This is a genomic window from Streptomyces melanosporofaciens, from assembly GCF_900105695.1.
GTDB lineage: Bacteria > Actinomycetota > Actinomycetes > Streptomycetales > Streptomycetaceae > Streptomyces > Streptomyces antimycoticus.
In genome coordinates this window covers 2,497,390-2,516,575 of sequence record NZ_FNST01000002.1, presented here as the reverse complement: position 1 = coordinate 2,516,575, position 19,186 = coordinate 2,497,390, and the positions used below count along the sequence as shown (strand labels likewise).

Below are 19,186 nucleotides of genomic sequence, written 5' to 3'. Positions count from 1 at the left end.
CGCCGGCGGTGTCAGTACGCCTCCGGGCGGGTCCGCCGCACGGAGGCCGTCACCATCGCGACGCCCAGGCCCAGAAAGGCCGTGCCGCCGAAGAGATACGGGGTGACGTCCACGCTGCCGGTGTCGGCCAGATCCCCGTCGGGCACGGCCTCGGTCCTGGGCCCGGATCCGGGCTGGGTCTGCGAGGGCGCCGATGACGACCCCGGGTCCTCCACCGTCGCGTTGGCGGACGGAACGAACCACAGGGCGCACAGCAGCGAACCGGCAGCGGCGGCCGTCAGCAGCGGTCGGCGTGCGGACAACGGCATCCTCCTTGAGGCTGCGGCAAATTGACCCCGTGCGCCGATCGTAGTGACAACTGCGGGTCGTGCGGAAGCGAGACGGGTAGGACCCCTAACCTCCCTCGCATGACGAGTACCGAGACATCCCGGTTTGTCCGGCTTCGCGTGGAGCTCGTGGTGGAGATCACCGATCCGGACGAGCTGCGGCGCGCGACGTACGAGCGGATCGACGGCGATGAGTCCCTGGCCGCGGAGGAACGGGGACACGCGCGCCGCATGGTGGAGTCGGACGAGGCCGAGGCGCTGGCGTATCTGGTCGATCCGTTCGAGATGGTGGAGGAGGTGCCGGGGGTCGAACTGGCCCAGGCGTCCTGGAGCAGCGAGCACATCGACTACGATCCTCGCGCCGCCGAGTGGTCCGGGGCCTTCGCCGACCTGGACGAGGACGATGACTGAGGACGGCTGAGGAGCCGGGCGGCGGCGCGCCCACGGGCGGCCCCCGGGCGGCGCACGCGGCGGCTCAGAGCGGCACCGAGGGGGCTCAGGGCGGCGAAGGCGGGGCGAAGACGGCTGAGCCGTACGGGTCCGGGTGCCGACGGGTCTTAGGCTTGTCCGGTGTCTTTGCTAAGTGGCCTTGCGCACAGTTTTACTGTGCGTGGAACCGGCCAAAAGGTACCGGCGTTCTTTTCAGGCAGGTCCGGGGTTTCTGGGGTCCAGATCAAGATCCAGGTCAAATGGAGAAGCGTGTGATGACGGACGGCAAGCGCCGTAAGGGGCTGGTGGCCGCGGCCGCCGTACTCGGCGGCGTACTCACTCTCGCCGCATGCGGCGGGGATGGCGGCGGCGACGACGCCAAGAACGACGGGAACAAGTCGCAGTCGCAGGTCGACGAGGCAGCGGCCAAGGACGCGTCGGACGCCCACATCAAGATCACGCCGAAGGCCGGTGCGACGAACGCGGGCATCAACAGTGACACCAAGGTCACGGTCAGTGGCGGCAAGCTCAACTCCGTCACGATGACGTCCGCGGCGACCGGCAACACCGTGGCCGGGACCATATCGCCCGACAAGACGTCCTGGAAGCCCAGCGGGCAGCTGGAGCGGGCCACCCAGTACAAGATCTCCGCGTCCGCCGAGGACTCCAAGGGCCGTAAGGCGACCGAGAACTCGTCCTTCACCACCGTCTCGCCCGCCAACAGCTTCATCGGCAACTTCACGCCCGAGGACGGCTCCACCGTCGGCGTCGGCATGCCGGTGTCGATCCGGTTCGACAAGGCGGTGACCAACAAGAAGGACGTCGAGTCGCACATCAAGGTCACCGCCAGCAGCGGCCAGCAGGTGGTCGGCCACTGGTTCGACGGGAACCGGCTGGACCTGCGCCCGAAGGACTACTGGAAGGCGGGCTCGACCGTCTCCCTGAAGCTCGACCTGGACGGCGTCGAGGCGGCGCCCGGTGTCAAGGGCGTCCAGGAGAAGACCGTCAACTTCAAGATCGGCCACTCGCAGGTCTCGACGGTCGACGCCGAGTCCAAGGAGATGAAGGTCGTCCGCGACGGCAAGCTGCTGAAGACCATCAAGATCTCGGCCGGCAGCCCCGACAACACGACCTACAACGGTCAGATGGTGATCTCCGAGAAGTTCAAGGAGACCCGGATGAACGGTGCGACGGTCGGCTTCACGGACGACGACGGCAAGGGCGAGTACGACATCAAGGACGTCCCCCACGCCATGCGGCTGTCCACCTCGGGCACCTTCATCCACGGCAACTACTGGGGCGCCAAGTCCATCTTCGGCAACGTCAACACCAGCCATGGCTGTGTCGGCCTGTCGGACACCAAGGGAGCGGGCGACGCCAACACGGACGGCGCCTGGTTCTACAACAACTCCCAGGTCGGCGACGTCGTCGTGGTGAAGAACTCCAACGACAAGACCATCCAGCCGGACAACGGCCTCAACGGATGGAACATGGACTGGAGCCAGTGGGTGTCCGGAAGCGCCGTCGGCGGCGCCTGACACACCGTCTCCTCACCACCGCCGGGCGGCGGTCGGCCTTCGGGCCGGCCGCCGCCCGGCGGTTTCGCGGCAAGACCCCCGAACGAGTACACGACCGGTTCACGGACCGGTGCGCGCCGTGGCGATCCCCGTCGAGTGGCGTGCCGCCCCGGCCGGAGGAGAATGGGCCGCAGGGGGCCATCCCATCCGGCCGCGCCCGGCCGGAGGTGGCGATACGGAGGCGGCCCCATGCCCGAAGTCACGTCCTATCAGCCCGGAACGCCCTGCTGGATCGATCTGATGGTCCCCGACCAACGGGCCGCCCTGGACTTCTACTCCGGGCTGTTCGGCTGGGAGGCGGAGGTCGGCCCTCCGGAGTCCGGGGGCTATGCGATGTGCACCCTGAAGGGCAAGCCCGTCGCGGGGGCCATGTCGGCGCAGTCGATGTCCGGTGAGGGCCCGCCGCCGACCGTGTGGACCACGTACTTCTGCTCCGCCGACGCCCAGGCCACCTCGGAGGCCATCAGCCGGGCCGGTGGCACCGTGCTGCTGCCGGTCATGGACGTGATGGACCTGGGGAGGATGCTGGTGGCGGCCGACCCGCTGGGGGCCGTCTTCGGCGTCTGGCAGCCGCTCGGCTTCTCCGGCACCGGTCTCGTCAACGAGCCGGGCACGCTGATCTGGAACGAGCTCAACACCACCGACCGGGAGGCGGCTTCGGCGTTCTACGCGGAGGCGCTGGGCCTGGAGTCGACGCCGATGGAGGGCGCCGAGGGCTATTTCGCGCTCTCCGTCGACGGCCGTACGGTCGGCGGGCTCCAGCCGCTGCGGGAGGGGATGCCGCCGGAGGTGCCCCCGCACTGGCTGGTCTACTTCGCCGTCGAGGACGCCGACCGCGCCGCGGCCAAGCTGTCCGCGGAGGGCGGCACGGTCCTCCGTCCGCCGTACGACATGATCGCGGGCCGGATGTCCCTGGTGAAGGACCCGCAGGGGGCGCCGTTCGCCCTCATCGCCCCGAAGCCCATGAGCTGAGCGGCGGGTCGAACCGGCGCGGACCCCGGCCCGGTCCTGCTTGAGGCCCTCGGTCCCGCCCAGCCCCGCTTCAGGGCCTCAGCCCCGCTTGAGACCTCAGCCCCGCTTGAGGACGAAGTAGCCCGAGGTGGAGCCGACGGGCGTGTACCGCGTGTCCGGGTGGAGCTGCCCCGCGTAGTCGACCACCTGCCGCTCGGTGCGCTCCGGCGGCTCCTGCAGCGCTATGTAGTCCGGCTGTATGTCCTCGGTGGCGCCGACCCACAGCACCCGGCAGCGGCTGGTCAGACGGCTTATGGGGCCGACGTTGGCCTCCACCGTCGCCCCGTCCGGGATCCGGTCCAGCAGCCGCTCCACCGCGCCGGCCTGCGGCGGCTTGTCGTAGGTGGCGCCCTGGGTGAGGCTGTACAGCGGCATGGAGGAGGACAGCGCCAGGGCCGCGCCGCAGACCGCGGCGGGCAGCTGGCGGGCGGACGAGGCTAGCCAGGGCCGCCGGGTGGCGCGGGTGCGGTCCAGGGCGTCCACCAGGGCCAGCAGGACGACCGGCATCAGCACCGCGTTGTAGTGCCAGTCGGTGCCCCAGTAGTGGTCGTCGTGGGAGAGGAAGCGCCAGCCGAGGGTGGGCACGGCGGCCAGCAGCAGCGGGGAGCGCAGCGCCAGCAGACCGGTGGTCGGCAGCAGGATCCACAGCAGGGTGCGCAGCGCGGTGCCGAAGGGGATCGTGCCGGTCTGCTCACCGCCGCTGCCGACCTTGTCCCAGTAGTCGTACGAACCCCCGCCGTTGAAGCCGGGGATGACGACGCCGAGCGCGAGCGCCGAGACGATGACGCCGAAGCCCATCAGCACGACGGCGAGCGGAACGGCGCGGGGGCCGCGCTCGGGGTCCCGTCGGGCGCGGATCCACACGACGGCGCCGATCGCGGCCACGGTGGCGCCCATGTCTTCCTTGACGAAGACCAGCGGGGCGGCCCACAGCATGGCCGGGTACCAGCGCCCCCGGATCACCCCCTCCAGGGAGAAGGCGATGAGCGGAACGGCGAAACATATCTCGTGGAAGTCGAAGTCCACGGCGCGCTGGATGCCCCAGGAGACCCCGTAGGCGATGCCGATCGCGAGCCCCCGGCCGCGTCCCAGCAGCCGGGCGGCGACACGGGTGACGGGGACGGCGGAGACGGCGAACAGCGCCGCCTGCGCGACCAGCAGCGTGACGGGGCCGGGGAAGAGCCGGTAGAGGGGGCCGAGCAGCGCCGTGATGGGGCTGAAGTGGTCGCCGAGGATATTGGCGCCGGGGCCCTTGAGATCGGCTATGGGGGCCTGGAAATGCGCGTACGCCCGTATCGCCTGCTCGAAGATGCCCAGATCCCAGGACATGGTGGCCATGCGGCGGTAGCGGCTGACCGACAGCGCCGTGAAGACGGCGAAGAGGGCGAGGGCCAGCCAGTACGGATCGGCCCGCGGATGCCGCAGTAAACCCGCTCTCGCGACGAGCCGGGTACGCCCCGTGGTGACGGCGGTCGCCCTCTCGGCGCCGGTGCCGGGCGGAGCGGTTGCGGCCGTGTCCATCCAGGGTCCTTATCGTGTGGGCGGTCTGTGCGAAAAGATACGCGAAGGGGGCGGGAAGGTTGCAGGGACGGTTTCGCATACCGATGCGGAGTTCTGTGGCGGTGCTGGTCGCGCTGTTGGCGGTCGGCGGCTGCACGGCCGGTGACCAGGACGGTGACCAGGGCGGCGGCGAGAGTGGCGGCAAGGGCGGGGGAGCTTCGAGCGCGCCCGCGGCGTCCGGACCGGCCCTTACGGCTGTGTCCTCGCTCACAGTCAAGGGGCGCGCGCCGAAGACGGGTTATGAGCGCAGCGAGTTCGGCAGTTCGTGGGTGGACACCGACGACAACGGCTGCGGAACCCGCGACGACATCCTCAAGCGGGACCTGAAGGACGTGAGGTTCCGCGACGGCCACTGCCTGGTCGCCTCGGGCACGCTCACCGACGATCCGTACACCGGCCGCGATGTGCGGTTCGTCCGTGGCCACAGCAAGGTCGACATCGACCATGTGGTCGCGCTGTCGGACGCCTGGCAGAAGGGCGCCCAGAAGTGGGACCGGGACAAACGCCTGGCGTTCGCCAACGATCCGCTCAATCTGATCGCCGTGGACGCGTCCGCCAACCGCCGTAAGGGAGATGGCGACGCGGCGACCTGGCTGCCGCCCAACAAGACCTACCGCTGTGACTATGTGGCGCATCAGGTGGCCGTGAAGAAGGCGTACGGGCTGTGGGTGACCGAGGCCGAGAAGGGTGCGATGAAGCGGGTGTTGGGCGGCTGCCCGACGGCGAAGCTGCCCGCGCGCTCCGGCGGCCGCTAGCGGCCGAGGGCGGCCGGAGGCTGACCAAGAGCGTGGTGAATCGTTGTTCAAGCAGTGGCCTAGGCCGCGCCGACTCCATACCATCGATCAACGCCAGATCGTTTGTCGCGCCGCACGATCTCTGCCGGGAGGCTCAATGATCCGCCGCCATACTGTGCTCTCCGTCTCCGCCGCGTCCGCGCTCCTCCTCTCCGCCCCGCTGCTCACCGCGTGCGGCGAGGCCCCGCGGCCCGGCGCCGCGGCGGTCATGGACGGCGGCCGGATCACCGTGTCCGAGCTCCAGGGGCAGGTCAAGGCCGTTCGGGAGGCGCAGCGCAATGACCCGAGGGCGGCTCAAATGGTCGCGGGCAGCGGTCGGCTGAGCCAGGACACGCTGATCCGGATGATCCAGTTCCGGGTGATCGAGCGGGCCGGTAAGGACAACGGGATCAGCCTCACCCGTCGCGAGATTCAGCGCGCCCGCTCCGCCGCCGAGACGCAGAGCGGCGGGGCCACCGCCCTGCGCGCCCTGTATCTGCAGCAGGGCATCGCGCCCGCCGGGATCGACGAGGCCGTCCGGATGGACCTCACGCGCAACGCCCTGCTGCGCAAGCTGGGCACCTCCAAGGTCAACGAGGTGTTCGCCCGGACCTCCGAGGCGCTCGACATCAAGGTGAACCCCCGCTACGGAAAGTGGGACAACAAACAGGGCACCGCCGTCCTCGCCAGGGAGGCATGGCTGCGCACCTCCGGCGGCACCCCGGAGCAGGCGTAAGTTACGTTGCAAGGGTGACCGCAGCTGACTCGCCCGTCCCCGCCGATGCCGCCCCCACCGGCCGCATCGTCCTCCTCACCACCACCCACCGGGTGGCGCCGGGGCTGCTGTCCTGGCCCGCCTGGCAGGCGCTGCACGGTGCGGACCGGGTGCTCTCCGGCGATCCGGACCATCCGCAACTGCCGTATCTGCGGGAGGCGGGCGTCGCGGTGGAGCCGGGCTCACCGGCCGCGCGGGAGCTGGTCGACTACTGCGTGGCGGAGGGTGGTCGCACGGCCGTCGTGCTCACCTCGGCCGAGGGCGAGTCCGAGCTGACCGACGGGCTGGCGCGGCTGGCCGGATCCGGCCGTGAGGCGATGCCGGACCTGGAGTTGCTGCCCGGTTCCTACGACCTGCCGGGCGCGCGGCTGCTCGATCTGGTGCAGGTCATGGACCGGATCCGGGCCGAGTGCCCGTGGAGCGGCACCCGGACCAACGAGGAGCTGGTGAAGTACGGCATCGAGGAGGCGTACGAACTCGTCGAGGCCATCGAGGAGGGCGACCGCGAGGCGCTGCTGGAGGAGCTCGGCGATGTGCTGCTGCAGGTCGTCTTCCACGCCCGGATCGCCCAGGACGATCCCGAGGACCCGTTCTCGATCGACGATGTGGCGGGCGGCATCGTGGACAAGCTGATCCACCGCCATCCGCATGTCTTCGGCGACGAGGCCGCCGAGACCCCCGAGGACGTCCGGAGGCACTGGCTGCGGACCAAGGCGGCCGAGAAACAACGCGATTCGGTCACCGAAGGGGTGCCGCTCGGTCAGCCCGCGCTCGCGCTGACCGCCAAGCTGGCCTCTCGCGCCCGTACGGCCGCCCTCGACGTGGCCCTGCCGGACGGGGCGGGCGTCGGCTATGAGCTGCTGGCGCTCGCGGTGCGCGCCGAGGCGGACGGTGTGGACCCGGAGGCGGCGCTGCGCGCGGCGGCCCGCGCCTACCGCGACGCGATACGGGCGGCGGAGGGCTCCGCAGGGCGGTGACGCGGCGCGGCGCCGTGACGGGGTGCTGCGGCGCGCTGACCCGGGGCGGTGAGCGCGGGCGGGGTGTGACGCCCGTGGGGGCCGGAGTGATATCCGGGCGGGTCCGGGTACCCGGCCGTCATGGATACGTACACCGAGGATCTCGCCGTGACCCGGGACCTGTTGGTCGGGACCGGGCCGTTCATCGTCGGTCTGGTGGTCGTCATCCTGTGCTTCGGGGCCGTGTGGTGGGGGATACGGCTACGGGCCCGTGAACCGGCCCCGCCCCAGCATCCGCAGCCCCGTGCCGACGCCTGGCAGAAGGCCCAGGAGGCCGACCACGAGGCGCGGGAGGCGGGCCATGGCCCGGGGCATCAGGACGACGACGCCGGTGTCGGCTATGTCACCCAGCACCGCGAGCCCGATGAGCTGGACCGGGACCGCGGCCGCCGGTTCCCGTCCGAGCTGGGCGGCTCGGGGACGCGGGACTCCGGCAAGGGCGGCGCCGAGGGCCGGCCGACGTGGACCGAGGGCAGCAGCGGCTCGTTCGGCAACGGCTGAGGAGCGGACCCGGCCACGCGGCGCCGGCACGGGGCGCCGGGGTACGGGCTGCCCACTGCGGCGCGGGCGCGGGCGCGCGACATGGGCGTACGACACCGGCGTAGCGTACGACGCGGGCGTACGACGCGGGCCCGGCACCGGTGGTGTCCGGTGCCGGGCCCGCGTCCGTGCCCCTTGTGGTGCGGCGGTCAGCCCGTGATGGGCACCGGCACCAGCGTGGCGCGGAAGTGGCGCAGGATCGGCGACTGGTCGGTGATCCGGAAGCCGTACACCTGGTCCGCGTTCTTGGCGATCTTGGCGAGCGTCTCGCCCACGTGGTCGTAGTGGCTGCGGGTGTAGACCCGGCGCGGCAGGGCGAGCCTGACCAGCTCGTACGGCGCGCTCTTGATCGGGTTCCCGTGCTCGTCCTCCTCACCGAGGTAGAGCGAGCCCAGCTCGGCCGAGCGGATCCCGCCCTCCAGGTAGAGCTGGACGGCCAGGGCGTGGCCGGGGTAGCGGTGCGGCGGGATGTGCGGCAGCAACCGCCCGGCGTTGAGGTAGAGCGCGTGCATGCCCGGCGGCTCGACGATGTCCACGCCCGCGGCGCGGACCCGGTGGGCGAGGTGGGAGGCGATCGCGGCACGCTCGGCGAGATAGCTCGGCTCGGTGACCTCGGTCAGCCCCTGCGCCATCATGTCGAGGTCGCGTCCGGCCAGACCGCCGTAGGTCGCGAACCCCTCGGTGGCGATGAGGAGCAGCTCGCACTTCTGGGCGAGCTCCGGGTCGTTGGTGCCGATGAAGCCGCCGATGTGGACGATGCCGTCCTTCTTGGCGCTCATCATGCAGCCGTCCGCCAGCCGGAACGCCTCCTCCGCGACCTGCCGGGGGGTGCGGTCGCGGTAGCCCTCCTCATGGCGGGTGACCAGCCAGGCGTTCTCGGCGAAGCGGGCGGCGTCCAGGAAGAGCGGGACGCCGTGCTGACGGCACAGGGCCGCCGTCCGCTTGAGGTTGTCCATGGAGACGGGCTGGCCGCCGCCGCCGTTGTTGGTGATGGTCATGACCACCACGGCGACCCGGGAGCCGTCGGGCCCGGACAGCGTCCGGGCGAGCGCGTCCAGGTCGATGTTGCCCTTGAACGGCTCGGTGCTGTCGAGGTTCTTGGCCTCGGGACACGGCAGATCGCGCGCCTCGGCCTGGTTCAGCTCGACATTGGCCCGGGTGGTGTCGAAGTGGGTGTTCGACAGCACGAGGTCGCCGCGCTCCAGCAGGGTGGTGAACAGCACCCGCTCGGCGGCGCGCCCCTGGTGGGCGGGGAGGATATGCGCGTAACCGGTGAGCTCGGTGACCGTCTCGTGGAAGCGGTAGAACGAGCGGGAGCCCGAGTAGGACTCGTCGCCGGCCATCCCCGCGGCGAGCTGGGCGGCGGAGAGCGCTCCGGTGCCCGAGTCGGTGAGCAGATCGATGGTCACCTCTTCGGCGCGCAGATCGAAGAGGTTGTAGTTCACCCGCCGCAGCGCCTCTTCGCGCTGCTGCCGGGTGGTGAAGGGTATCGGCTCGACGACCTTGATCCTGTACGGCTCCACGTTGACCGCTGCTCCTGTCTTCTTTTCGTTGTTCGGTGTCTCGGCGGATGTCACAGCCGTGCCCGCACCCGGTCGCGGGTGGGGACCGTCTCGCGGGGCGGCCGTGTCCGGTACGCCTCGGAGGAGACGTAGACGGTCACCCGCTGCGGCCGGCCGCGCTCGTGGACCAGCGCCAGGTAGGCGATCAGACCCACCCCGTCGCCGAGGGGGCGCGGGCTCACGGCGGCCAGCGCCCGGTCGAGCGCTGCACTGTCCATGTCATGGCTGCGCAGCACGGCCACCGCCCGTTCCCGGGCCTCGCCGTCATGCCGGACGTAGTCGCGGACGGGCACGTGGAGGGTGTATCCGCTGGGCAGTCCGGTCGCCGTCTCCGTGAAGGAGTGGCAGGTGAGGGCGGGGCGTCCGGTGAGCCGGTCGTCCTCATCGGCGGTGAGGTCGTCGGCGGCGGGGAGGTCCCCCGCAGTGCGGAAGAACTCCTCCAGCCGTTCCCGGCCCGGTGCGGGCGACATCCGGGGGAGGGAGCCCGCCTCGGTGGGGGACAGGCCGGGGTGCTTGAGGTAGACCTTCACCCGCGGGGCGTCCCAGTCGCCGAGGTCCAGGGCGAAGAACGGGAAGCCGTCCGCCCGGGGCAGCGAGTCGAACGCCTGCCGATGGCCGAGCCTGGCCAGCGCCTCGCGTACGGTCTCGGCGGCCCGGTCGACGCCGTTCGCCGAGGGGTTGAGATAGACCTTGACCCCGGGGACGCCGCCGGGGCGGAGCTCCAGGGCGCACCACAGGGCCAGCGGGCCCTCGGGGGAGTGGGGGAAGAACAGGTCCTCGAGCCGGTCGAGCTGGCCGGTCGAGAACCCCCAGCGGTCCGCCATGGCATGGATCGTCTGCAGACCGGCCCGGCCGTTCTCCGCGAGGTCATCGCCCCGGGAGCAGCCCGGTTCGACCAGGACCCGCAGGTCCGGAGCCCGGCCCGGCAGAAAGGCCAGGGAGAACTCCAGGGGGCTGTGGTCGTCGGACAGAAAGGTCCGTGACGGGGGCGGCAGCGCCAACGGCCGTCCGGCCGAGGCGCCCAGACTCTCGATCAGTACCCCGGTGTAGGCGGCCGTATCGGCCTCACTCAGCCCCGCCACCTGGCACAGCCGGGTCAGCTGACCCGTGGCGAGGTCGCCGAGCAGCGTCTCACCCGAACGGAAACCGTTCATCGAGCCTCCCGCTGAATCGAGAGGAACGGGTGTTTGGGTTTGTGTGGCGGGATTGTCGGGCGGTCATGCCCCACGAGAAGATACCCGCCCCGTGGGGCGGGTATCTCGGCTCCCATCGCGTGTGCTTCCGCGAAATTAGGGTAGGTGTTCGATTGGCCGCGGGGGTGGTGCGGTCGGGATATGAGTGAAACCGCGGATCGTCGACCGACAATGATGTCGTCGGCGGCGGGAGACCTCACGACAGCTCCTCTTAGGGATGGGCCAACAAAAATTGCGCGATAGTGCCTACCCGTTCAGTTGAACATTCATGCGGTATGAAATGGGTTGCGGATGTGGTGTGGATCACGCTCTCCACCACGAGAGGAACGAACTCCACAAGCCGCCCTTCTCCTGCTTATTCTGGGCGTGGCCGCGATGGTCGCCCGTCGGGATCTGTTGCTGTGCAACGGGCTGTTTGTCCGTACGTATCGGAGTGAATCGGGCAGGCAGTGCGGTCAGCCCGCGGTTGAACGGACCGGGGCGCCAAGTCAGGCTCGACTCGGGCACCGCGAGCTCAATATCGGGCAGCTGATTGAGGAGTTTTTCGATGGCCACCACACCGATGAGCTGAGCGGTGTCCTTGGCCGGGCAGGCGTGCGGACCCGCGCTCCAGGCGAGGTGTGCCCGCTTGCTGAGCTGCTGCCGGGAGGCCGACAGGGCGGGGTCGGTGTTGGCCGCCGCGATGGAGACCAGCACCAGATCGCCCGCCCGCAGCCGGGTTCCGGCGAAATCCACGTCGGAAACCGGGTAATGGGGGGCGTAGTTGGACATCGGCGGGCTGTTCCACAGCACATCGTCGAGGGCGTCCTCGACCAGCAGCCCGGCTCCCGCGTACCGCTCGTCGGAGAGCAGCAGGAGCAGCGCGTTGGCGATGAGGTTCCGCTGCGGCTCGGCGCCGGAACCCAGCAGCAGGACCAGCTGGTGGACCATTTCCTCATCGGTCAGCTGGGCATGGTGCTGCATAAGCCAGGAGGTGACATCTTCCCCGGGCTGCCTGCGCTTCAGTGCGACGAGTTCGCTGACGCTCTGGCCGAGCACCTCGTTCGCCTTCTCCGCATTGATTCCGTCGAAAATCCCGGAAATGCCGAAGATGACCCGGTCGCCGATTTCCGCCGGGCATCCGAAGAGCTCATTGAAAACAAACAGCGGCAGCAGTTTGGCATAGTCATTGAGCAGATCGGCCGAGCCGCGGGAGATGAACTGGTCCATCAGATAGTCCGCGACGCGCTCGACATGGCGGCTCAGTCGATGCGTATCCACCTTGGCCAGGCTGTCGGTCACCGCCTGGCGCAGCCGCATATGCTCGGCGCCATCGGTGAACATGCAGTTCGGCCGGTATTCCAGCAACGGGACGACCGGATTGTCCCGGGTGACCTTGCCCTCGTTGTAATCGCGCCAGCGGCGCGAGTCCTTCCGGAAGGTGTCGGGGTTCTGCAGCAGCTGAAGCGCCGCCGAGTAGTCCGTGACCAGTGTGGCCTCGACCCCCGGGGAGAGCTCGACCGGTGCGGCCGGGCCGTACGAGCGCATATACGTGTAATAGGCACCCGGATCGGCGGCGAACTCCGGCCCGTACAGCGGCACCCGCTTGCCACTGCCATGGGCGGGGCAGCCGGGTGGTGGCACCGCCGAGAAATCCGATTGCATGTTCATCAGGTGCTCCTAGCGGGTACGTTCCTGTAGGTAACGGACAAGCGCCATCAGGGCATTGGCCGATGACTTCTCGTCACGTGCGTCACAGGTGACGATGGGGGTCTCGGGCAGCAGATCGAGCGCCTCGCGCAATTCCTCGTCGGGGCGGGTCGGCGTGCCGTCGAAGTGATTGACGGAAATCGCATAGGGGAGTCCGTAGTGCTCCACCAGGTCGATCACCGGGAAGGATTCCTTGATGCGTTCGGGATCGACGAGGATCAGTGCCCCGAGAGCGCCTCGGGTCATGTCCTCCCACACCTGGACGAAGCGTTCCTGTCCGGGCGTGCCGAAGAGATACAGGACAAGTCTCTCGCTGAGCGTGAGACGGCCGAAGTCCATGGCCACGGTGGTCGTGGTCTTGCCTCGGGTGCCCATCAGGTCGTCGACGTGGGCTCCGGCCTGAGTCATCCGCTCCTCGGTGCGCAGCGGAGGAATCTCGGACATGGTGCCGATGAACGTCGTCTTTCCGACCGCGAAATGCCCCACGACCAGGATCTTGGCCGCGATCTGCACCGCTTCGTTCAGATAGACGCCGTCATCCGAAACGGGCCTGGAGCCCATCCAGCACCTCCTGAAGGAGCGAAACGTCGACAAGCTGCGCGGGAGGCGCGGGGGCGCGGGTGATGAGGTACCCGTCCGATGAGAGATCGGACAGCAGAACCTTCACGATGCCGATCGGGAGCCCCATATGCCCCGCTATCTCGGCAACCGAGAGATAACCACCCGCGCACAGCTCCAAGAGCCTGCGCTTCTCCGGATCGAGATGACTGGGAGGTCTCTGTTCGGAGGCGGTGACCAGCGTGATCAGGTTGAACTGGTCATTCTCCGGGAGCCCTCGACCGTTGGTGATGACATACGGTCGCACTAATTGAGCGGACTCGGGCTCCTGCTCGCCTGGTGCCGTCATGCCTGAATACCGCTGTTTTCGCGAGGTGGTGTGGTCAGCGCCTTGCCGAGTTGCCCGACAAGCTGCTGCATCCGGAAGGTGATGTCGGCCATGTCGACATCCGGGGCGGAGGAGACCGCCAGATACGCGCCCTCACCCGCGGAGATGAGGAAGACCCAGCCACCGTCGAACTCGACCAGGGTCTGGCGCCATGTCATATGGGTGCCACCGCAGAAGCCGGCCATGGTGCGGCTGAGCGACTGGATGCCGCTCATCGCCGCGGCAACGGTGTCGGCCTCGTCCTTTTGGACCTCTTGAGAACGGGCCATCAGCAGACCGTCGGCGGAGACCAGGATCGCATGACGAGCCCCTGGTACTTCCAGGGCGCTCTCAAGCATCCATGACAGGTCGTTGTTCACTGAGGATCATGCCCTTCCCTGTTCGGGTTTGCTGAGCGTCCGGACTGCGTGCCGCGCTGGAACGCGCCCATGATCGAAGCGGCTTCCTCGCTCGTCCGGGCCGGGGCACCGGTGGAGTCTGCTCTGGGAACGATGGAAATCGACCCCTTACGGCGACGTTTGGGCAGGCCCCCGGCAGTGGCACCACTCACGGTCGAACCGCCAGTGGTGGAACCGGTCATGGTGGAACCGCTCGCCTGCGGCTGTTCGGCCGCGGCGGGAACGTGGGTCGTCGGCTGCTCTTCCGGCTCGGGCATATTGGTCAGAAGGTCCTCGGGGAGAAGCACGACCGCGCGTACACCACCGTAGGGAGAGGCCGAATCGACGGACACCGTGAAGCCGTAGCGCGCGGCGAGCACACCGATCACCGCGAAACCGAACTGCGGCGGATTGCCGAGTCCTGTTACACCGGTGGCGTGCGTGGCCGAGAGCAGCTTGTCCGCCCGGTTCTTCTCCTCCTCGTTCATACCGACACCGGCGTCGTCGATGATGACGCAGACGCCCTTGGGGACGGTGCGGATGGTGATGTCGATCGGCGAGTCGGGCGCGGAGTAACTGGTCGCGTTGTCCAAAAGCTCGGCCAGCGCCAGCGCGACCGGTTCCACGGCCCGGCTGACCAGAGCGAAGTTGCTCTGTGAGCGGATCTCCACCCGGGTGTAGTGACGGATGCGGCCCTTGGCGCTGCGGACCACGTCGTACACCGACGCCACCGCGCGCTGCCGGCCCAGCCAGCCGTCACACAGCACCGCGATGGACTGTGCGCGCCGCCCGAACTGCGAGTTCATGTGGTCAATCTCCAGGAGGTCCTGGAGAAGCTGGTGCTCGCCGTATTTGTCCTGTGTCTTGGAGATGGCCAGCTGCTGCTCGTTGGCGAGGCCCTGAAGCGTACGCATAGCGGACTTCAGCGCGCTCTTGGTGGCCTCCTCGGCGCGATTGTGAGCCTCCTGCACCGCGTCGGCGTAATTGTTCTCGAGGTCGGCCGCGCGTTTCTCTAGCTCCGCCTTCTCCTGGCGCAGATTCGCCCGCGCCTTTCGCCCGCGAATAATGGCGGTTGCGGCGAGAGGCGTGCCAGCGATCAGGGCCCAGAGCGCTGGATCCTGTAGATATTGCGTCATTAAGACTCTCTTTAAACGACTAGACCGCCAGGGACTTTAGGGAGGTGTGGTGCGTTATGCGTCTGGAATGTGCCTGAGCAGCGGTAAGTCAGCGCCCGTACGGCGCCCGCGGGTTCCGGGGACATCGCACTCGTCTTGCCGGCGGCAGCGCGCAGGCGTCGGTGCGCCGGAACGGCTCCATATGCCCAACTGGCGGCATAATGCTCCTCAGAGTGGGGATCCTCTCGGCTGATGTGCCGGATCGCCGTGTGTCTTACGCGCCCTTGGCTCGCCTGGCAAGCGCGGTGATCGTATCACCGGTATCACTGGGCCCCGTGCATGTGCCCCAGTCCCATTCGTTCACCTGACGTCGTTTCAGCCACACCGCCAGTTCACCGCTTTGACCGACGTCAGGGCAGCTCCCGGGGGTTCGTATCGGGGCGGCGCGGGCAACCGCCGAACGGCGGTCGCAGCCATCAGATATCCGGGCATTCGACCCGCGCTGTGCGTGGGTGGTGAAGGGTGTGTGGAGATGAATGGGGAATTCCGCCAGACATTCATCCCGGTCATTACTCTCTTATTCTTTTTGTTCTGCTTATTCGCTTATTTCTCGTGTTGCCCGTTACTTCCGACAGGCCGGAGGGGGCGACGGGTCGCGGGTATCGTCGGGGCGTGTCGGAACAGCCCCGTGACAGCTCCGCTCCCACCCTCTTCACCTGGGAGTTCGCCACCGATCCCTACCCGGCGTACGCCTGGCTACGCGAGCACGCCCCGGTGCACCGGACCACGCTGCCCAGTGGTGTCGACGCCTGGCTGGTGACCCGTTACGCCGATGCCCGGAAGGCACTGGCCGATCCCCGGCTCTCCAAGAACCCCCAGCGGCACAGCGCGGCGGCCCACGCAAAGGGCAAGGTGGGCATTCCCGGCGAACAACGTGCCGACCTGATGACACATCTGCTCAATATCGACCCTCCCGACCACACCCGGCTGCGGCGCCTGGTCTCCAAGGCGTTCACCCCGCGCCGGGTGGCCGCGTTCACCCCTCGCGTGCAGACCCTCACCGATCAGCTCATCGACGCCTTCGAGGAAAGGGGAGAGGCGGACCTCATCCATGAGTTCGCCTTCCCTCTCCCTATCTATGCGATCTGCGATCTGCTCGGGGTGCCGCGCGAGGACCAGGACGACTTCCGGGACTGGGCCGGCGCGATGATCCGGCACGGCGGAGGCCCGCGCGGCGGAGTGGCCCGCGCCGTGAAGAGGATCCGCGCGTATCTCGGCGGGCTGATCCACCGCAAGCGCCTGGAGCTCGTGGAGCGGAGGGAGGAAGAGGACGGGGAGGATCTGATCTCGGGGCTGATCCGGGCCAGCGACCACGGGGAGCACCTCACCGAGAACGAGGCCGCGGCCATGGCCTTCATCCTCTTGTTCGCCGGCTTCGAGACCACCGTCAACCTCATCGGCAACGGCGTCTACGCACTCCTGCGCCATCCGGAGCAGCGAGCCGTCATGCAGCGGGCCCTGGAAGAAGGGGACGAGCGGCTGCTGGCCGCCGGGGTCGAGGAGCTGCTGCGCTACGACGGGCCCGTGGAGATCGCCACCTGGCGGTTCGCCACCGAGCCGCTCACCCTCGCGGGCCAGCGCATCGCCGAAGGGGAGCCGGTGCTGGTGGTGCTCGCCGCCGCCGACCGGGACCCCGAGCGGTTCGCGGAGCCCGATCTCCTCGACCTCACCCGCCGCGACAACCAGCACCTCGGCTACGGCCACGGCATCCACTACTGCCTCGGCGCCCCGCTCGCCCGGCTGGAGGCGCAGACCGCGATCGCCACCCTGCTGCGGCGCCTGCCCGGACTGCGGCTCGCGGCGGATCCGGAGGATCTGCGGTGGCGCGGCGGGCTCATCATGCGCGGGCTGCGCACGCTCCCGGTGACCTGGAATTCCGCGGACCGCTGAGGCGTCCAAGGCCCGTGCGTACGGACATTGGTGACGAATGATCAGCTGTGTGACCTCGGCGTGACCTGGGATACATCGGCTTGTGATGATCGAGTGCCCTCGCTATGTTCACCGGCAACCGAGTTCGCCATAGAGAGGGCAATCGCATGCGTTCCGGTAATGGTCGACACCGTCGCCCCCGTCAGGCTCCGGCCATCATCGTCGCGGCGGGGGTCACGGGAGCGAGCATCGCCCTGCCCCTCTTCGGGGCGTCGGGCGCCCAGGCCGCCGACACCGCCACCTGGGATCAGGTCGCCGAGTGCGAGAGCGGCGGCATGTGGAGCGCCAACGAGGGCAACGGCTTCTACGGCGGATTGCAGCTGACCCTCGACATGTGGAAGGACTACGGCGGCACGGAGTACGCCCCGCGTCCCGACCTGGCCAGCCGCTCCCAGCAGATATCCGTCGCCCAGTCGATCCTCGGCGACCGCGGCCCCGACGCCTGGCCGAGCTGTGCGCTGGGCGCCGGGCTCACCGACGGCGGCGGCGCCCCCGATGTGAACCCCGGTGGCACGGCCACCCCGGATGCGGGGACCGGCCGGGGCGAGGCGGGGGACCGGGGGCGGGACGGCTCCTCCTCGCCGGAGTCGGACCGTTCGGGGACGTCCGACAGCGCCGGTAAGCCGGATTCGTCCGGATCGACCGAGGAGCCGGAGGCCCCCCACACCTCCAAGTCCCCCGATGGGCTGGACGGCTCGGCATCGGACACCCCGACGCCGGACGGCTCGGCCTCGGATGACCCGGCATCGGGCGACTCGGACGACTCGGCGTCGGACGGCTCGAAGGGGTCCTCGGCGGATCCCTCCGCCGACCCCTCGCCCTCCGGCCGTCACCGCGGCTCCCCGGACGCCGGGGAGCGGGCCGAGGGCGGCGATGCGGTGGGCGGGCAGCCCTCCGGGCGCCACGCTTCGCGCGACGCCGCGGACCGCGACCAGGGCCCCACGGGCGACGATTACACTGTTCGCCCCGGTGACAATCTGTCAGGGATCGCCGAGGACCGAAATGTGTCCCGAGGTTGGGAAGGGCTCTACGAGAGCAACGAGGAGCTCATCGGAATCGACCCCGACCTGATCATCCCTGGTCAGCGACTTGACCTCTCCATCAGGGAGCAGTGATTCGGGGGGAATTGCCCGATCTGGTTCCGGTGAGACATACATCTCGTCACAATTTCCGGGCCGCACCTCCTGTCCGATCTCTCCTCACCCGGCCCTACCTGCGCCGATGTGGGCCGGGTGAGATCAATTACAGCCCCATTCGCTGCCATTGGGGTGTTTGAACGTTCTCGGGAGGTGTGTTTAACGTCTTTCCGCTCGCCACCGCGAGCACCGTCGATCGTCACGCCGAATCCTGCCGGCGGTCGGGGGAATCCGACGCGTCAGCGCCGAAGGCAGGAGCGGGGGACCCAAGGTAGGTGCCGAGTGGCCTGTGGACACGGGCTCGTCGGCTAGGGGTGAAGCCGGGAGCGATCATCGCGACCGGCCGGGCAACTCACGTCCGAACCCGACAGCTCACCTCGTAGGCGTCGGTGAGGAAACGAACCAACGATGCTGAAGTCCAACGGGAAGCACCGCCGTCCCTCCAAGGCCACCCGTATCGCCGCGCTCACCGGTCTCGCCGGTGCCGCCGTGGCGGCGCCCCTCATCGGGGCGACCTCCGCCTCCGCGGCCACCAGCTCCCAGTGGGACCAGGTCGCGCAGTGCGAGGCCGGTGGCAACTGGTCGATCAACACCGGCAACGGCTACTACGGCGGCCTGCAGTTCTCGAGCTCCACCTGGGCCGCGTACGGCGGCACCGCCTACGCGCCCACCGCGGACAAGGCCAGCAAGAGCCAGCAGATCCAGATAGCCGAGAAGGTCCTCGGCAGCCAGGGCAAGGGCGCCTGGCCGGTCTGCGGCAAGGGTCTGACCTCCGGCGGCAGCCCGTCCGCGCCCTCCGCGCCCTCCGGTTCGCAGGACCAGCCGTCGGCCTCCACCAAGTCGGCCCCGGCCGCCCAGCCTGCCCAGCCGAAGGCGCAGCCGCACTCCGAGCCCGAGCGCGCCACGCGTGAGCAGCCCCGTGGCCCGATCAAGAAGGGTGACGGCGAGTACAAGGTCAAGGCCGGCGACACCCTCGGCACGATCGCCAAGGAGCACCACGTCAAGGGCGGCTGGAAGAAGCTCTTCAAGCTGAACGACGACATCGTGGAGAAGGCCGACCTGATCTACCCCGGCCAGAAGCTCCACCTCGGCTGAGCCGCGGTGAGCACCTGAGAGTCGAGCCCCGGTCGGGCGTGCCGCCCCCATGGCGCGCCCCACCGGGGCTCCCCCAT

Annotated in this window: 19 protein-coding genes and 1 riboswitch; of the genes, 10 read left to right on the top strand and 9 right to left on the bottom strand. The window is 69.1% G+C overall.

From position 1 onward, the window contains the following. Positions 1 to 11: 11 nt before the first annotated feature. Positions 12 to 308, bottom strand: coding sequence for a hypothetical protein (locus tag BLV72_RS13280; protein WP_059145190.1), 297 nt, complete (start codon positions 306 to 308; stop codon positions 12 to 14). Positions 309 to 407: 99 nt separating this feature from the next. Between BLV72_RS13280 and BLV72_RS13275 the strand changes: the two genes are divergently transcribed. The 3 genes from BLV72_RS13275 to BLV72_RS13265 all read left to right on the top strand — a co-directional run bounded on the left by BLV72_RS13275 (position 408) and on the right by BLV72_RS13265 (position 3,304). After that, a complete protein-coding gene (locus BLV72_RS13275; RefSeq protein ID WP_167746348.1) occupies positions 408 to 737 on the top strand; it encodes a hypothetical protein in 330 nt (109 codons plus the stop codon). A gap of 293 nt (positions 738 to 1,030) precedes the next feature. Further along, complete coding sequence (locus BLV72_RS13270; RefSeq protein WP_208905625.1) at positions 1,031 to 2,293, top strand: L,D-transpeptidase; 1,263 nt, start codon at positions 1,031 to 1,033, stop codon at positions 2,291 to 2,293. A 228-nt stretch (positions 2,294 to 2,521) separates the two neighbouring features. Then, the gene (locus BLV72_RS13265; RefSeq protein WP_093462425.1) at positions 2,522 to 3,304 is read left to right on the top strand and encodes a VOC family protein; all 783 of its coding nucleotides are present in this window, start codon (positions 2,522 to 2,524) and stop codon (positions 3,302 to 3,304) included. 96 nt (positions 3,305 to 3,400) lie between these two features. Here the strand turns inward: BLV72_RS13265 and BLV72_RS13260 are convergent, their stop codons facing one another. Next, complete coding sequence (locus BLV72_RS13260) at positions 3,401 to 4,864, bottom strand: DUF2079 domain-containing protein (protein ID WP_093462423.1); 1,464 nt, start codon at positions 4,862 to 4,864, stop codon at positions 3,401 to 3,403. Between the two features lie 83 nt (positions 4,865 to 4,947). Between BLV72_RS13260 and BLV72_RS13255 the strand changes: the two genes are divergently transcribed. The 4 genes from BLV72_RS13255 (at position 4,948) to BLV72_RS13240 (ending at position 7,968) form a co-directional block, all read left to right on the top strand. Beyond that, entirely contained in the window at positions 4,948 to 5,658 is a 711-nt protein-coding gene (locus BLV72_RS13255; RefSeq protein WP_167746347.1) for an HNH endonuclease family protein, read from the top strand. 136 nt (positions 5,659 to 5,794) lie between these two features. Then, complete coding sequence (locus tag BLV72_RS13250; protein ID WP_093462422.1) at positions 5,795 to 6,412, top strand: SurA N-terminal domain-containing protein; 618 nt, start codon at positions 5,795 to 5,797, stop codon at positions 6,410 to 6,412. After that, the gene (locus BLV72_RS13245; protein ID WP_244320747.1) at positions 6,373 to 7,428 is read left to right on the top strand and encodes a nucleoside triphosphate pyrophosphohydrolase; all 1,056 of its coding nucleotides are present in this window, start codon (positions 6,373 to 6,375) and stop codon (positions 7,426 to 7,428) included. The genes BLV72_RS13250 and BLV72_RS13245 overlap by 40 nt, the downstream gene beginning before the upstream one ends. 120 nt (positions 7,429 to 7,548) lie before the next feature. Further along, positions 7,549 to 7,968: a DUF6479 family protein gene (locus tag BLV72_RS13240; RefSeq protein WP_093462418.1), complete on the top strand. Its 420-nt coding sequence runs from the start codon at positions 7,549 to 7,551 to the stop codon at positions 7,966 to 7,968. Positions 7,969 to 8,156: 188 nt separating this feature from the next. Here BLV72_RS13240 and BLV72_RS13235 read toward each other — a convergent pair whose 3' ends face one another. The 7 genes from BLV72_RS13235 to BLV72_RS13205 all read right to left on the bottom strand — a co-directional run bounded on the left by BLV72_RS13235 (position 8,157) and on the right by BLV72_RS13205 (position 14,910). Beyond that, entirely contained in the window at positions 8,157 to 9,530 is a 1,374-nt protein-coding gene (locus BLV72_RS13235; RefSeq protein ID WP_093462416.1) for a tryptophanase, read from the bottom strand. Between the two features lie 50 nt (positions 9,531 to 9,580). After that, positions 9,581 to 10,723: a tryptophan dimethylallyltransferase family protein gene (locus BLV72_RS13230; protein ID WP_093462415.1), complete on the bottom strand. Its 1,143-nt coding sequence runs from the start codon at positions 10,721 to 10,723 to the stop codon at positions 9,581 to 9,583. Between the two features lie 342 nt (positions 10,724 to 11,065). After that, complete coding sequence (locus BLV72_RS13225) at positions 11,066 to 12,412, bottom strand: cytochrome P450 (RefSeq protein WP_093462413.1); 1,347 nt, start codon at positions 12,410 to 12,412, stop codon at positions 11,066 to 11,068. 9 nt (positions 12,413 to 12,421) lie between these two features. Then, positions 12,422 to 13,012, bottom strand: a complete 591-nt coding sequence (locus BLV72_RS13220) for a GTP-binding protein (RefSeq protein ID WP_093462412.1) — start codon at positions 13,010 to 13,012, stop codon at positions 12,422 to 12,424. After that, positions 12,987 to 13,358: a DUF742 domain-containing protein gene (locus tag BLV72_RS13215; RefSeq protein WP_093462411.1), complete on the bottom strand. Its 372-nt coding sequence runs from the start codon at positions 13,356 to 13,358 to the stop codon at positions 12,987 to 12,989. Before BLV72_RS13215 ends, BLV72_RS13220 begins: the two co-directional genes overlap by 26 nt. Continuing rightward, positions 13,355 to 13,756, bottom strand: coding sequence for a roadblock/LC7 domain-containing protein (locus BLV72_RS13210; protein ID WP_059145176.1), 402 nt, complete (start codon positions 13,754 to 13,756; stop codon positions 13,355 to 13,357). The genes BLV72_RS13215 and BLV72_RS13210 overlap by 4 nt, the downstream gene beginning before the upstream one ends. Continuing rightward, positions 13,753 to 14,910 carry a sensor histidine kinase gene (locus tag BLV72_RS13205; RefSeq protein WP_093462410.1) on the bottom strand — a complete coding sequence of 386 codons (1,158 nt, stop codon included), beginning with the start codon at positions 14,908 to 14,910 and terminating at the stop codon, positions 13,753 to 13,755. The genes BLV72_RS13210 and BLV72_RS13205 overlap by 4 nt, the downstream gene beginning before the upstream one ends. 651 nt (positions 14,911 to 15,561) lie before the next feature. On the opposite strand from BLV72_RS13205, the gene BLV72_RS13200 reads away from it, so the two are divergent. The 3 genes from BLV72_RS13200 (at position 15,562) to BLV72_RS13190 (ending at position 19,109) form a co-directional block, all read left to right on the top strand. After that, positions 15,562 to 16,839, top strand: coding sequence for a cytochrome P450 family protein (locus BLV72_RS13200; RefSeq protein ID WP_093462409.1), 1,278 nt, complete (start codon positions 15,562 to 15,564; stop codon positions 16,837 to 16,839). A 146-nt stretch (positions 16,840 to 16,985) separates the two neighbouring features. After that, the gene (locus BLV72_RS13195; protein ID WP_093462407.1) at positions 16,986 to 17,993 is read left to right on the top strand and encodes a LysM peptidoglycan-binding domain-containing protein; all 1,008 of its coding nucleotides are present in this window, start codon (positions 16,986 to 16,988) and stop codon (positions 17,991 to 17,993) included. Positions 17,994 to 18,247: 254 nt separating this feature from the next. Beyond that, positions 18,248 to 18,415: riboswitch (cyclic di-AMP (ydaO/yuaA leader) on the top strand. Between the two features lie 7 nt (positions 18,416 to 18,422). After that, positions 18,423 to 19,109, top strand: coding sequence for a transglycosylase family protein (locus BLV72_RS13190; RefSeq protein WP_093462406.1), 687 nt, complete (start codon positions 18,423 to 18,425; stop codon positions 19,107 to 19,109). Positions 19,110 to 19,186: the final 77 nt, after the last annotated feature.